The 14,516-nt window shown below is 54.8% G+C and carries 15 protein-coding genes; 2 read left to right on the plus strand and 13 right to left on the minus strand.

The genetic code is table 11. From position 1 onward, the window contains the following. Positions 1 to 53: 53 nt before the first annotated feature. Together KXU80_RS05805 and trxB are read right to left on the minus strand one after the other, a co-directional pair. On the minus strand, positions 54 to 932 hold the full coding sequence (locus KXU80_RS05805) for an NAD-dependent epimerase/dehydratase family protein (RefSeq protein WP_219837308.1): 879 nt from the start codon (positions 930 to 932) through the stop codon (positions 54 to 56). 222 nt (positions 933 to 1,154) lie between these two features. Further along, on the minus strand, positions 1,155 to 2,129 hold the full coding sequence (gene trxB, locus KXU80_RS05810) for a thioredoxin-disulfide reductase (protein ID WP_219837309.1): 975 nt from the start codon (positions 2,127 to 2,129) through the stop codon (positions 1,155 to 1,157). Between the two features lie 248 nt (positions 2,130 to 2,377). Between trxB and KXU80_RS05815 the strand changes: the two genes are divergently transcribed. Continuing rightward, entirely contained in the window at positions 2,378 to 2,698 is a 321-nt protein-coding gene (locus KXU80_RS05815) for a thioredoxin family protein (protein ID WP_219837310.1), read from the plus strand. A 168-nt stretch (positions 2,699 to 2,866) separates the two neighbouring features. On the opposite strand, the gene KXU80_RS05820 is transcribed toward KXU80_RS05815, so the two are convergent. The 11 genes from KXU80_RS05820 to KXU80_RS05870 form a co-directional block, all read right to left on the minus strand. Continuing rightward, positions 2,867 to 3,181 carry a DsrE family protein gene (locus tag KXU80_RS05820; protein ID WP_219837311.1) on the minus strand — a complete coding sequence of 105 codons (315 nt, stop codon included), beginning with the start codon at positions 3,179 to 3,181 and terminating at the stop codon, positions 2,867 to 2,869. A gap of 161 nt (positions 3,182 to 3,342) precedes the next feature. Then, positions 3,343 to 4,302, minus strand: a complete 960-nt coding sequence (locus KXU80_RS05825; RefSeq protein WP_219837312.1) for a sugar phosphate nucleotidyltransferase — start codon at positions 4,300 to 4,302, stop codon at positions 3,343 to 3,345. A 14-nt stretch (positions 4,303 to 4,316) separates the two neighbouring features. Then, the gene (locus KXU80_RS05830) at positions 4,317 to 4,862 is read right to left on the minus strand and encodes an NADPH-dependent FMN reductase (RefSeq protein ID WP_219837313.1); all 546 of its coding nucleotides are present in this window, start codon (positions 4,860 to 4,862) and stop codon (positions 4,317 to 4,319) included. Further along, positions 4,859 to 6,493: a nitrilase-related carbon-nitrogen hydrolase gene (locus KXU80_RS05835; RefSeq protein WP_258171278.1), complete on the minus strand. Its 1,635-nt coding sequence runs from the start codon at positions 6,491 to 6,493 to the stop codon at positions 4,859 to 4,861. The genes KXU80_RS05830 and KXU80_RS05835 overlap by 4 nt, the downstream gene beginning before the upstream one ends. Further along, the gene (locus KXU80_RS05840; protein WP_219837314.1) at positions 6,480 to 7,445 is read right to left on the minus strand and encodes a sll0787 family AIR synthase-like protein; all 966 of its coding nucleotides are present in this window, start codon (positions 7,443 to 7,445) and stop codon (positions 6,480 to 6,482) included. Before KXU80_RS05840 ends, KXU80_RS05835 begins: the two co-directional genes overlap by 14 nt. Then, entirely contained in the window at positions 7,420 to 8,586 is a 1,167-nt protein-coding gene (locus KXU80_RS05845; protein WP_219837315.1) for an MSMEG_0565 family glycosyltransferase, read from the minus strand. The genes KXU80_RS05840 and KXU80_RS05845 overlap by 26 nt, the downstream gene beginning before the upstream one ends. 35 nt (positions 8,587 to 8,621) lie before the next feature. After that, a complete protein-coding gene (locus KXU80_RS05850) occupies positions 8,622 to 9,533 on the minus strand; it encodes a methylenetetrahydrofolate reductase (RefSeq protein WP_258171279.1) in 912 nt (303 codons plus the stop codon). Positions 9,534 to 9,589: 56 nt separating this feature from the next. Next, positions 9,590 to 10,102 carry an MSMEG_0572/Sll0783 family nitrogen starvation response protein gene (locus KXU80_RS05855; protein WP_219837317.1) on the minus strand — a complete coding sequence of 171 codons (513 nt, stop codon included), beginning with the start codon at positions 10,100 to 10,102 and terminating at the stop codon, positions 9,590 to 9,592. Between the two features lie 55 nt (positions 10,103 to 10,157). Continuing rightward, on the minus strand, positions 10,158 to 11,114 hold the full coding sequence (locus KXU80_RS05860; protein WP_258171280.1) for an amidohydrolase family protein: 957 nt from the start codon (positions 11,112 to 11,114) through the stop codon (positions 10,158 to 10,160). After that, positions 11,065 to 11,535 (minus strand): MSMEG_0567/Sll0786 family nitrogen starvation N-acetyltransferase, encoded by a 471-nt coding sequence (locus KXU80_RS05865; protein ID WP_258171281.1) that lies wholly within the window; start codon positions 11,533 to 11,535, stop codon positions 11,065 to 11,067. The genes KXU80_RS05860 and KXU80_RS05865 overlap by 50 nt, the downstream gene beginning before the upstream one ends. A gap of 17 nt (positions 11,536 to 11,552) precedes the next feature. Beyond that, the gene (locus KXU80_RS05870; RefSeq protein WP_219837319.1) at positions 11,553 to 12,698 is read right to left on the minus strand and encodes an MSMEG_0568 family radical SAM protein; all 1,146 of its coding nucleotides are present in this window, start codon (positions 12,696 to 12,698) and stop codon (positions 11,553 to 11,555) included. 248 nt (positions 12,699 to 12,946) lie between these two features. Between KXU80_RS05870 and KXU80_RS05875 the strand changes: the two genes are divergently transcribed. Continuing rightward, positions 12,947 to 14,395: a MocR-like pyridoxine biosynthesis transcription factor PdxR gene (locus KXU80_RS05875; protein WP_219837320.1), complete on the plus strand. Its 1,449-nt coding sequence runs from the start codon at positions 12,947 to 12,949 to the stop codon at positions 14,393 to 14,395. The last annotated feature ends 121 nt before the right edge of the window (positions 14,396 to 14,516 follow it).

Here is a 14,516-nt window from a genome sequence, read left to right on the forward strand (position 1 = left end):
CCCTATGATGACTGCTCCTCTTCTTCTGTTACCTGTTTTGGTTCGGTGTCGATCTACAAAGAAGCAGGCAGTTCGGATGGCACCCACAGCTTCGAGACATCGAAGCCCTGCTCATCGCGCGACTTCAGATCGCGGAGAAATTCGATGAACCCGATCTCTGGCTTCCAGCCGAGCAAACGCTCCGCTTCGGAGAGATCATGCTGCTCCACATGCTCCGGAAGCTCGATGCTATACTTCTCGAGCATGCTGCGAGAACCGGGAACCTGCGATTCGCACCAGCTCGGTCCGAGATTCCGGAAATCGCGTACAACTTGTTCCGGCATGCCGTGATCTGTATGTACAATCGTGCGGAACAGCCCGAATCGCTGCTCCAATGCCGCTTCCACCGCCGCCACGGTTGCATTTGCGACGTCTCTTCGGTCTACGGCGTTCCGCAGCAGACGAGCCCCAAACTCCAAGTACGGCCGCGGAATAAATTCATGGTAACGCAGCATGGCGATCGAAGCATTCGTCATCTCGTGATAGGAACGGCATAAGTCTTCGCCGATGACCTTGGAAACGCCATAGACCGATCCCCAGCCGTAAGCCATGGATGACGCGTAGACGATCGCTTTAATGCCCTCTTGACGGCAGGCCTCGAATACTTGGAACGTACCGTCAACATTAACAGCAAAGATCGTATCGTCGCTGACTGGAGGCGTATGTGCGCAGTGCCATGCAGCCAGATGAATGACGGCATCCATGCCTTCCACAGCACGGCGCACATCGGCCGGCGTTCGCGTATCGCATCGCATGAATTCAGCTTGGCTTAAATCTTCTGCATGCGACGGCATTACATCTGCCATACGGACTTCATAGCCGGCCTTCAGCAAGGCCCGGCTGACAGCTTGTCCGCCATTACCGGATGCTCCGGTTACTAGTATTTTCGTCATGATTTCCCGCCTCATCTCGATAAGTTCATATAACGTTGTGAGCATGATTTCAGGGAAATGACTTCCACAGCCGGATGCTAAATTCCTGCCTAGCCCTATTAATTTTATATATTAAACATATATAATACATGCTTGCATAGCATACCGAACCTTGAATATTGTCGTAATTAATGCCGCTAATAATAAAAGACCCGCTGATTAAGCGGGTCTCAGATCGCAGTATTATACATGCTGTACAGATTCGGTTTCGTTCAGCGACTGACTCCAATCGTGAACGGCATGTCCCTCAACAAACTTCTCGCAGTCGAGCGCAGCCATGCAGCCGCTGCCGGCAGCCGTAATCGCTTGGCGATATGTCGGATCCTGTACGTCGCCGCAAGCGAAGACGCCCGGAATATTCGTCTCCGTCGTTCCCGGCTTCACAAGCAGATAGCCAATCTCGTTCGTCTGCAGCTGACCATCCAGAAATGTCGTGTTCGGCGTATGGCCGATGGTGATGAAGACGCCGTCCGTCTCGAGCAGTTCCTCTTCGCCGGTTGCATTGTTAAGCACCTTAAGACCTGTTACCCCGCGTTCGTTGGCCACGACCTCGATCGGCGTTTTGTTCAGCTCCCATGCGATTTTGCTGTTCGCGCGTGCGCGGTCCTGCATGATCTTCGATGCCCGCAGCTCGTCACGGCGATGAACAATTCGCACTTCCGAGGCGAATTTCGTCAGGAAGTGTGCTTCTTCCATTGCGGAGTCTCCACCGCCGACGACGATGATTTTCTTGCCTCGGAAGAAGAAACCGTCGCAAGTCGCACAGGTGCTGATACCTCGTCCGATGTTATCCTTCTCCCCCGGAATGCCCAGGTACTTCGCGGATGCACCCGTTGAAATAATGATCGATTTCGTTACCAGCTCTTCGCCGCCTTCGATTTCAAGCTTAAACGGCCTGTTGGACATATCGACCTTGTTAACCCAGCCCGTACGAAACTTGGCGCCGAAGCGTTCAGCCTGCGTACGCATGTTTGCAATAAGCTCAGGCCCCATGATTCCTTCAGGGAAGCCCGGGAAATTCTCGACCTCGGTCGTAGTGGTCAGCTGACCGCCCGGCTCCGGCCCTTCAATGACAAGCGGCTCCATATTGGCGCGTGCCAAGTAAATGGCGGCAGTCAGCCCCGCTGGTCCCGTTCCGACGATAATTGCATTATACATTTGATTTCCTCCTCCGTTCATGCATGTAATTCATACGTTCTCCGCGTTAGTTATGAAATATACAACGAGTACTAACAGTATGCGCCGCTTGAACGGTAACCTATATTACAGAAGAAATATTCGAATTGGGTTAAGCTGTTCGTGGACGTCAGATTTAGAAGTTCAGCATCCGCCTCATGTAATGGATGTTTTGATCCCATTGCGGGAAAGCTTCGAGAAGATTAAATCGACGATTGGAGAGATTCTGTATGGATGTAATCAATCTCACGAAAGACAATTTTCAAAGTCAAATTGACCATGGTGTCACGCTTGTCGACTTCTGGTCTACCTGGGAAACTCAGCTTCCGATCATCGGCGAGCTGGCGACGGAATACAAGCACCGCGCGGTTATCGCCAAATTAAACGTGGACGAGGAGAAAGAAATAGCAGCGGAGTACAAGGTTACGAGCATTCCGACGGTCATGGTGTTCAAGGACGGTTACATGGTCGAGTCAATGGTCGGGCCGCAGACCGGAGAAACGTTACGGCAGAAGATCAACTTGTATATCGCCCTTGGAGAAACGTGCTGAACGCGAATGCACGCGCTTCATATCCGAATTTAGTAACTTCCGGGACGCCCTGGCGGTTTTTGTGACGATTGAATAGTTCCAGCAAGTAATGAGCAGCCCGGCAATAAAAAAGAGCCATCATGGAGGTGATGGCTCTCGGTGTTGGTCGCTATGGAATCGATGCTAGAATTACAGCGTGATGATTTGGTAATCGCCCGCGATGAGCTTCGCATTACTGAAGTGTCCATCCCCTGCATCGGAGAATAATTCGATCCCGGAGGCTGCAACTTCCTCGGTGACACCAAAAGCATCTGCGCAAGATTCGCATACGCCGGCCAGGACGCCTGTTGCTTTAACTGCTTTGTACAGCGGATTGAACATATGGGAAGGATCTTCGGGCTGTTTCACCCACAATGTGCCTTGACCATCGAAATACACCTTCACTTCGACTTTTGCTTCGTGAAACTCCTGGGCGTAAAGCAGCGCATGAAGCGCTCTTCCCATTTCGTTTTCCGTTGCGTCTACGATATTGCTACCTTCTTCATTCTTAACACTCTCCTATCATGTATTTGTCGTTGTCTGCCACGTTCGAACAAATACATCATTAGCTTACAGCATTTGTTCTTCTGCGAACTGGTTTACAGAAGAACTTATTATCCATCCGATCAGCGAAAGTTCGACGGCGATTGTTTCCGAATAAGAATGCCGGCAGCACTAACCACCACGAGCAGATCGGATAATCCGTCCACTTTAACGGTCAATTCCGTATCATTAATGACATTAATATTCTGGTATTCACCGGAAATTCCCGATTGATTTGCCGACGCTTCCCAAGCTTGAGCAAGCGTCTCCCATGAGCCCACGTCTGTCCATTTCCCTTCGTACGGCAGTGCAATGATGTCGACAGCGTGCTGAAGCAGTTTGCAATCGATGCTCGTCCCGTTCAAATCACCGACACAAGCAGCGATTCCCTCATTACCGGGCACAACTCCGTCCTGCTCCAGCTGCGCTTTCAAATACGAGACGCGCATCGCGGTCACTCCACAATTCCACAAGGCGCCCTGTGCGATCAGCTGCATCGCCTCATCCATGGCAGGCTTCTCGACAAAATGATCGATCCGCAATAATGCCGCTCGGGACTCTTTCGGCTGCGGTACCATATAGCCGTACTTGGAGGAGACTTCAGTCGGTTTCACGCCTAGCAGGCCAAGCTGTGCCTCCGATTGAATCAGCTGACGTTCAAGTGCTAGAACATGCTCGTAGAAGGAATCATCGACGTCTAGATCGGCTGGCATGCTAATGACAACTTCGTCGGCATCATCACCGTCGAATAAATCGGCAGCCGCATAGACGACGGCCGGGTAGGTGCCTCGTCCTTCGGGCTCTATGACGTAATGAGCTGCCGTGCCTAGCTGATCCAGCAGAATCTGCTCCTGATCCGCTCCGATTACAATACGAACGAAGCGGGATAGTCCGCTTCGTTCGAGCTGTTTCCATATGCGCTGAATCGCGGATTGTTTGCCGTCCGGACCATCGAACAACGGTATGAACGGCTTCGTTCTGCCGGGGTAGGACAACGGCCACAGCCTTGCTCCCTGTCCGCCGCAAAGCAATATAATACGCATGGACAGCACACCCCTTATAAAGAAGCGCTTGTTAACGCACCTGACATGTGGACGATTTGGGAAGCTAGCGAATCCACGCGTTCCAGCACGCTCGGATCAACAATTTCGTTATGCTCGTTGAAATGATCCCGGTGCGCATAGACGTAATCCGGCGCAACGTATGCGCGGAAGTAACCGGCAATCGGCTTGAGCTGGTTCTCGATTACGAGAAAATGCTGATAGGTGCCTCCCGTACCGATAAAACCGACCACTTTGTTGCGGAATGCGGTGACAGGAAGCAGATCGAATACATTTTTGAGCGCACCGGACAACGAAGCTTGAAAGATCGGCGTGCCAATAACGAAGCAATCCGCATTCGTGATCTTGTCAATGACGGCGCGCGTATCGTCATTATAGTGGGAAGGATCGCGACCATCGCACATTTCAACATGGAATGCCTTCAAGTCCAGCACTTCCGTCGCAAGCGCCGGATTAAGCTCCGCCGCGCGGTCTACAACACTTTGGACGACTGCCAGTGTTTTGGCGCCGATTAGCGTTCCTGAAATTCCTAACAGCTTCATCGTTCGCTTCCTCCTTGTTCCGTTCGAATCAACGATTCGTATAAATGGGTTTTCAATCGCCGCATGAACGGACGGCTCCGGGCGACGGTCAGCTGCTCCGCTCCGAACGTCGCGTTGAAGACTTCTCCTGCCGGAATTGCACCCTCCCGATGAACCTGACGATGAAGGAACAAGAGATTCTCCGGGGTCTGCGGCGGCGCAGCTATGGCGAGAACGGCATCGTTCTCGAACGCCCATATCTTGCGCATCCAGGCTTTGCCCGGCTCATGGCCGTTGCAGCTGACCGCTATGATATCGGCGCCTTGCTTGGCCAGTACGCGGTAGGATTCCGGATAACCAGCATCTTGAGCTGTCAACAGTCCAACCCTGCCGAACGGAAGCTCGAAGGTACGGAAGGAAGGCTCCCCCTCCGTATTCTCGAAACTAGCATGAACGGTGGAGACATGACCAACGAGGCCCTCTGGTCCGATCAGATAGCAATTGACGCAATCTGCGTGCTCGGTCCCTGTGTCGGATAACGTTACGACCAGGAAACTGCCGGACAATGCGCACTGTTCCACAAGCCGGTTTAATACGGCTTCTCTTGCGATCTGCTGAGGCTCAAACTCTACTTGCGACAGGACGATAAGCCGGTTGCTGCTCAGCGGATTCATGCTTTCAAGTTCACTTAATTCCTCTATTAATCGATCGATTGACAATCCTTCCCCTTGCTCGTAGGGGAGCAGTGCGATCGTGAAATTTTCTGGTGAAGGGATTTGCCGCGTCTGTCCTTCCTTCCATAGATAAGGATGAAGCAGTATATCGTGATAGGCTTGCGGCCGCCTTGTTTCCAGAAGCTGTCGACGCCGAGCCGAGCTCGATTGCATGATCGCAGGAATCTTGCCGTAAACAATGCCTTCGCCTGACATTTGCGACTGCTGCACTTCCCCGTCAGGGCCGATAATGCCGCTGCCTCCCGTAAATTGAGCACCTCGCTCCTGGTCGGAGCGGTTGGCCGCAATCCAATAAACGCCGTTCTCCCATGCCCGCAGGCACCATGTTTTGCTAGGGGGATTGTTGCCGCCTCCAACCCAGTTGGTCGGAAATGCAACGATGTCCGCATCCTGAAGTGCCGCGATCCGCGAAGGTTCGAAATACATCGCATCCATGCAGATCAGCATTGCGATATTGCCAATCGGTGTCTGGAAGACACGAATACCGTCATTGCCCTCTCGTGCCCATCTCGGATCGTCGGCGAACAGATGCGTCTTGCGGTAGACGCCGATGACGCCGTTCGGACCGATTAAGGCTGCGCTGTTATAGTAAATACCGGTTCCCGGATCTAGCTCCGGCAATCCTACCACCGCATAGCAGTCGCAGCGGCTCGTCACCGCTAGCAGCGCATCAGTCGTTGGGCCGGGGATCGTTTCCACGAACGGCTTGATTTCCGCTCTGTTCTCCCATACATAGCCGCTCGCGGCCATCTCGGGAAAGACGATCAGCCGCGCGCCGGATACCGCGGCTTCCGCCAGCTGTTCAACCATTCTTGCCCGGTTCCGTTTCGGCTGCCCCTGTACAGGGTTGAATTGAACGGCCGCAATCGTGATCATCCCTTGGTCAGTCGCAGTTCGTGAATCATCAGCTCTGAGCACGTCGTCCCACCACCAAATCCTCTTGATGCCAATCGATCAACACAGCTTCTTCTTCATCTTGGCGGATTATGACCCGTGAATCCCGGGTCAGCTTGCCAATGACTTGCGCGGTTATACCTTCCGAGGCAAATAAAGCAAGAATCTCATCGCAGTGCCTCGGTTCCGCGCTGAGTATAAAGCCGTAACCAGGGTAGGTCCGCAGCCAGCGTTCCCACGTCACGTGCTCCGGTTTCGGAATCCGGTCCAGCTCAATGGAAGCGCCGCTCCCGGCATTCTCAGCCAGCATGGCGATGGTGCCGAGCACGCCCGCATTGCTGATATCCCGCGCAGACTCAGCCAATCCCGCCTCCGCGATCCGGGGCAGCAGCTCCAATTTGGCTTGAAGGGAAGCCGGCGAATGGAAGCTCGTGCTGTCCCATTGCGGGTAATGCTTCACAGGACGGCCATCCAAATCGATGGCGGCGATCAAAGCATGACCGGGCTTGCCGTTCGTGCCGCGCAGTAGATGCGTCGCCCTGCCAAGAATAGCAGTGCCTACACCCTCTGACTCGCCCGGCAGGAAATGTCCACCGACCATGGGAACGCCGAGCTTGCGGCAGCCTTCCGCCATGCCTTCAGCAATCTGTTCGGCCGCCGCCTCGTTCGGCGCGCTAAGTAAATTGACAATCGCCGTCGGTCTGCCGCCCATCGCATAAATGTCGCTTACGCTGACGAGCACGGCGCAATAGCCCGCCCAGAACGGTTCCTCTCGCACCAGGTCCGGCAGGATGCCGTCGCTGGAGAAAAGGAGGTAGCCTTCACGGTCAGGAAGCACCGCCGCGTCATCGCCGATGGGATCCAGCATGCCGGCTTGCATCGAACCAAATATCCGAAGCAGCGGCTGGATGTCTTTCTTTCGTCGGATACCGGAGAAGGCTTGCAGATGTTCAATTAGCGAAGCTAGATTGTCCAACTGCCAACATCCTCTCGTAGACCGCCATGTGCTTCTCAGCTGCAGCTGCCCAGCTGTACGCCTGAATGGACGACTTTCCGGCTGTGTGTAATTGTTCCTGCAGCCCGGTATCGGTGACTGCTCGAAACATTTGAGCCGCAATGGCGTCTTCATCCTCCGGTTCAGCCAGAAGTGCATTGCTTTCATGTGTAAGAAATTCGCGAAAAACCTCGATCGTAGATGCCACTACGGGCGTTCCGCCAGCCATCGCTTCCATGACAGCTAGCCCCCAGCCTTCTTTGGTCGACGGCTGCACGAAGCAATCCGCCAGCGCGTAATAATCCTGCACCGTGTCGTTATTCGGCGCGGCCGAAAGCCTAACGCTGCTTCGGACGTCGTTGTCCATCGCTTGCAGCTCTGCCTGAAATGCTTGCAAATAATGCCGGTAATCGAACAGCGTTGTTCCGCCGGCAATGAGCAGCTCCGCATGCGGCAGCTTCGCTTTTACCTGCGCGAATGCGCGAAGCGTTCGAATCGTGTTCTTACGGGGCTCAATGCCGCCCAGCGTGAGAAACACGGTCTTGCCTGCGAAGCCGTAAGCCTCTTTCAAACGTTCACGATCACCCCGAGGCTCGTAAAACCGCTGCTCCACGCCGTTGTGGATAACCTCGGAATCGCGCCCAAATTCAGCGTTCAGCCGGTTACGCCAATAGTGACTGACGGTGATGAGGGCGTTCGGCCGCACGACTGACTTGTGCTGGCAGTCGATCAGTACCGGCGTCGTGAAATCGTCCAGGTGATGGACGGTACGCAGGAAGAAGGGAATGCGGCCCTTCTCCCTGAGGCGTCTCAGCGCATTCGCGCTGATGCAATCCTGCACATGATGAATGTCGAAGTCCGCTAGCGGCTCTTGATCCAGTCCTTCTGTGTAAGTGTCAATATACCGGGCAATCCGTTCCTCGAAGGTTTGGCCAGCTCGCAGCGTGAAGGGCACGATTCTCGTATCGGCTTCCACCGGTCGATAGAAGCCTTCGTTCCCGCCAGTGCCTAAGGCGAACACCGTTACGCCGCAGCCGCGGTTTCGCAGCGCTTCTGCCAATGCCAGCGTGTGAACGACGCCGCCTCGCGGCTTGGTGTTGTACGTGTATAACGCGATCCTCATGGCATCGTACATCCCTTCTTCGCAGGATTGGATAATTAAGCGCTTATTTCGGCCGTGCCGGGCGGCGTTAATCCAGCCAGCTGTACGACCTTATTCACACTGTCTTCCGCACCGCCGATCGGACGAATATGAATGCCTCGAATTCCCTCGATCTGCCGCAGCTTTCCGATCAGTTCCGCAGCGATGGTTAAACCCTCTTCCCTGGATTCCGATTGCGATAATCTCGTCTTGAAGGAATCCGGAATGACGATTCCCGGAATGCGAAGCGCCGTATCGACATGAGCTGCATCACGCAGGGGCAAGATGCTGGCCATGATTGTAATGCGCTTGTGCAAATCGCGGCGCCTTGCCTCCTCCATCCATTCGCCGATTAAATCCATATCGAACACTAGCTGCGTCCGAACGAAATTCGTTCCGCCGTCCGCTTTCGCTTCCAGCCTATCGATCAGCTCCTTGATTGGCTTGCCGGCAATATTCTCGACCGTGCCGATCGTAAACGTCGGCTTCTCTTCCATCAGTGTGCCGTCGAACAGCCGTCCTTCGTCGACAAATTTACGAACATAGCTGACCAGCTCCATCGTTTGGAGGTCGTAGACCTCCTTGGCATTCGGCTCGGTGCCGACCTTGGCGGGATAACCGCCAAGGATCGTAATGTTCTTCACGCCGATGGCCGCAAGACCCATCAAATCGCTCTGGATTGCCATCCGGTTCCGGTCGCGCAGATTGATCTGAACGATCGGCTCCACGCCGACCTGGCGGACGAAGAAAGCGCCGACCACCGGTGACATGCGGGCGATCGCAAGCAGATTATCGCTGAGGTCGACGGCGTCGACGCTTCCTCTGTAGCGTACCGCCTGCTCTACCAAGGGCTGCGGATTCCAGCTGCGAGGCGGTATCAGCTCTGCCGTTACGATAAAATGCTCTTGGGACAGACGTCCCTTTTTCATGAGTAATGTCATCTGTTGTCATTCCTTTCCCCATGCCGGCGGCATGCCTCTCGCTTTTAGATTTGGAACGTGCTCAAGATGAATGCGCCAGCGCGGGAATATTCGATCAAGCAATCCTGCAGATCAAGCGGATGGCATGGAATCGCGCCTTCGATCAGATCCTCCTCGCGATGACCGTGAAGACCAAGGCCGAACCGGCATACATATACTTTGCCGCCTTCCTTGATGAATGTCGCCAGGCTGTCGTTATGGTTCATTTGACCGCCGAATGCCGCGTTGCCGATGGTCGGGAAGCCGCGCGTCGCAATCGCGTTCATCGCGCCAGTCCCATAGAAGTAGATCGCCGTCTCGAAGCCTTTGCGCTGCGCGCGGATCGCTTGCAGAATCGCGACGTAAGACAGCGACGACTCATGCGCGATCCCGTGGACCAGCGATAGAAATTTATCGCCTTCGTTCGCTTTGTAATCCGGGAATACCTTCGTTTCGCCGTAAATTTTGGCGCCGGCCGGCAGGCTCGGGTGGGGAATCTCATTCATTGCTTTCAATTCGGTTTCCGTGTAATTTGCCATCGTACATCATGCCTCCAATTAGTCATCGATTTATATGGAAAAGAGCGGTAAGCCCTTATGCCAACTTGCTGAAATAGTGCTCTTCGGCATTGCCCCAGAAGATACGTTCTTTGATTTCATCCGACACCTGCGCGCCCTGAATCTTCCAAAACTCGCTCTCGAAATCGCTCCAGGGCTCATCGCAGCCGAACATGACGCGGTCGAGTCCGATGCCGGTACGGTCCAGCTCCTGCAGCAGCTTGCGAACCGCAAACCCGATTGCCCAGCTCGTATCGATGTAAACCTGATACCCGCCTTCGATCAGATCCTTCCACTGCGAGAGCAGCCGAATATGCCCGCTGACGCCGCCGCCCATATGGACCAGATGGATCTTCAGATCCTTGCCCCAGCGCTTGATGATCTCGAAGAAGCCCGTAATGTCGGAGCCGCCTCCTGGACTGGTATGAAAATGAATCGGAAGATCCCGCTCAATGGCAGCCCGGAAGATCGCTTCGTGCTGGCGCAGCGTTGGCTCATCCCACTTGCTCGGATCTGCCGTTCCGCCGAGCAAATAGCTCATCTTCATCGCAAGAATGCCCGGCTGATCGAGCATCTGCAGCGCGGCATCAGTAAGCTCCCGATTGCGCGGCAGGCCGGATACCCACAATGCGCCAGCCACGGTTCTTCTTCGCTTCTCCGCCAGATCGGCGACCAAGCTGTTGTGGCTGAATGGCTGCTCCTGCACCGGAATGCCGTAATTGGGAATGATTAACGTCTTCTCGATGCCTCTGCAGCTCATGAAGAAGTCAAGCTCCTCCGGTGTTTCCGGGCCAGGATCGGCGGGCGATATCGGCTCCTCCGATTCGTAGAACGCCCATGGCGGCAGCTGGCCGACGTGATTGTGCACGCTGTATACTTTCCGGCCCATGCCCATCGTGAGCGGCTTCTCCGGCTGAAGGATCGTGTCGCCGGCAGCGTGTGCGTTATTGCCCGGTAAGCCTGCGGCGCCTGCTTGATTGTGCATCATGCACATATAACTCAGCCTCCATTAGTTGATGTAGATGACCCCGTATGAGCTGCTGTTCACCTAGGCTTCGCCAACCCAGTTTCTTGAACAATTCCGTATTCTGCTCCTGCACCTGTGCGAGAAATCGCTCAACCCCGCGGTTCTCCATCGCTTCTACGGCGGCTTCGATCAGATAAACACCGATGCCCCGCAGCCGGTACGCTTCCATCACCGCTAGTCGTCCGCCCCACCAGGTCCCTTTCTCGTGCTTGTCGGGATAACATCGCACGGTGCCCATGAGTATGGTTGCGCCCCGCCAAGCATTCAAATGGATGGCTTCCGGATCATGCTCGTCTTCGTCCGTTACGTCGAACAAGCCTTGTTCCTCGACAAACACTTGATTGCGAAGTGCATGCGCCGCATTCAATTCCGCTTCGCTTGCTGCCATCCTTACATCCAAGCCTCTCATCCCATCACCCCGGGCGCTTTATTTTTCTCGAAGGACGGCAGCGCCGAGCAGGCACCGCATTTCGCGCAGCCCGCCATGCTATCGGCGGAAGATAGGCTTGCTGCCGACAGCAGATCCGCAACCTTGCGATACATATCATCCATGTAAGCGGATGTTGGCGGCTTCGCAAATTCGAGCATCGTTCCCCGCAGCGGACGAAGCGGCACGACGAACGGGTAAACCCCCAGCGCCGCGGCTCTTGAGCAGCCGACAATCGTCTTCTCGGCGTCCTCGCCCATGCCGAGAATGACATAAGTCGTGACCTGGTTCCTGCCGAACACGGCGACAGCCTTCTCGAACGCGTCGAAATACGTTTCCAGCGTGATGCTCGACTTGGAAGGCATCATCTCGCGCCGCACGTCTTCGTCGAAGGACTCGACATGCAAGCCGATCGTGTTCGCGCCGGCCTCCTTCAACCGCCAGTACCATTCGGCGTCCTCCGGCGGCTCGCACTGCACTTGAATCGGCAGGCGGCTAACCTTGCGGATCGCCTTCACGCATTCGGTTAAATGAAGCGCGCCGCGGTCGGTTTCATTCGGCGTACCCGTCGTCAGCGTAATCTGCCGAATGCCGTCAAGCCGCTCGGCCGCTGCCACGACCTCGGCTAATTGTGCCGGCGATTTCTTGGCGACCGTCGAGCCGGCTGCGAGCGAGTGGCCGATGGCGCAGAACTTGCAGCGGTCGTTAGGATCCCAGCGGATACACGATTGGATGACCGTGCTGGCCAGCACATCCGAGCTGTGAAGCGCTGCGATTTTGTTATACGGGATCCCGTCCGCCGTGCTGAGGTCATAGAAATTCGGTCTTGCTACGGGGTCCAGGTACATAAGCGTCTTGCCTTCGAACTGAAGCTTGAAGCCATCCTCGCCTTCGAGCAGCGAATACGGCGAATCTTCCGCCGGCCCGTTAAATACCGGCAGCATGACGGTCTGACCGCCGAATTGAAATGCCGCATCGTCTGTCGGTCCCGCTCCCCCGCGTCTGCCGGAGGCAAGCGCATTGGAAGACCGAATGCCCTTGTTCTGTAAGTCGACTAGACGGAACGCCTGCTCAAGCGCAGCCGCTGCGCCAGCATCCGGCAGCGATCCTTTCTTATCCTCCATGTCACATCCGCCTTTCTCTTGCGCTGCCTGATTTCGGTTGCGTTAACTTATATGACACATATTACGATCAATACACCGATATAACCCCATCCACACCCACATTAAATTTACCATCCACAGAATGATGTTAGGTTAATGCAGAAAAAATGTGCTATCATTCGGTTTATATGGGAGAATACATAACACACCTATTCGGCAGTATCGGACATTGCTTGGATTTACATGCTCTATGGAGAGGGGAATGTGGAATGGTGCGCAAAACGGGGAGTGCGGCAGGCTTATCGAAATATAAGCAAATAGCTAATCACATCGAACAGCGTATTCTAAGCGGGGAATTCCCTTCGGGAAGCTGGCTCCCTTCCGAGCGGAACCTGGCTTCCGAATTGAACGTCAATCGAAGCACGATCATTGCCGCGTATGATGAACTGTATGCCGCGGGGATCGTCAAGCGGATGAAGGGCATCGGCACGCAGGTGAACACGAGCATCTGGTCGGAAGACCCTTACAAGCGGCTGCCCGATTGGGAACAGTATGCAAGCGGCGGTTTTTTCAAGCAGAACAACCCCGTCAACCGCCAGATTCATCAATTCGTCCAATCGGACCGCCAGGTCATTAATTTTGCGATCGGCGAATTAAGTCCTGATTTGCTGCCCGTTTCATTGATGCAGGATGCGCACCATACGTTGGAGATCGACCGGTACTTGGGATATGAACATTTCCAAGGGAACCTGCGTCTGCGCGATACCCTCTCCGATCACCTCAAGACGTACCGCCGCATTGCATCGCCGGCTTCCTCGCTGCTGGTCACGTCCGGCGCTCAACAAGCACTTCACCTGATCATCCAAAGTCTGCTTAGTCCCGGCGATAACGTCATCATCGAAGATCCGTCTTATGCGCATTCGCTTCCGATCTTTCACTCCTCGGGGCTTAGAACCTTCCCGCTTCCTGTCAATCAGGACGGCATCGATCCGGACGAAATCATCGCCATTCATAAGAAGCACCGCATCAAGATGATCTTCGTCAATCCGAATTTTCACAATCCGACCGGTACGCTGATGAGCATGGAGAAGCGGCTGCGGCTGCTTGAGATCTCCACGACCTACGGCATTCCGATCGTGGAAGACGACCCTTACAGCCTGACGCATTTCGAAGGTGAGCATGTGCCGACCTTGAAGTCGCTGGATCGCGACGGAACCGTTATCTATGTGAGCTCGCTTTCCAAAATCATTGCTTCCGGCCTTCGGATCGGATGGATTGCCGGGCCGCATGCCATTATCCAGCGCATGGCGGACGTGAAGCAGCAGATCGACTTCGGCCATCCCAGCTATCCGCAGTGGATTGCAGCCCAGCTGCTTGCTTCGGACCAGTTCGAGTCTCACATTCGTGCGCTTCGCCGAGGCCTGAAGCAGAAGAGGGATCAAATCATCGAATCGCTGGAGAAGTATTTCGCGGGCCAAGTCACGTATGAAGTGCCGGAAGGCGGCATCCATCTCTGGTGCAAAATCAACCACGATGCGGCGGAGCATCAGTTGTTCAAGGAAGCCGTGCAGCAAGGGGTCGTCTTCGCGCCTGGAAGTACGCTTGGCTCATCCTGCGCTCATATGCGCCTAACCTTCAGCCGCGCGGACGACGATCGAATCGAGGACGGCATTCGCCTTTTATCCGAAGCGGCGAGGAGATGCGGCGGGATTCGATGAGAACGGGAATAATCGGCGTCAACCTGCGCCGGAGGACAACAAAGAGGACATCGGCTCGGTAAGATGACGGTCATCGTTCAACCGTTCATTCTGATCCCAAGTGACGTCCTCTTTGTGTTTG

It is taken from the genome of Paenibacillus sp. R14(2021) (genome assembly GCF_019431355.1).
Taxonomy (GTDB): domain Bacteria; phylum Bacillota; class Bacilli; order Paenibacillales; family Paenibacillaceae; genus Paenibacillus_Z.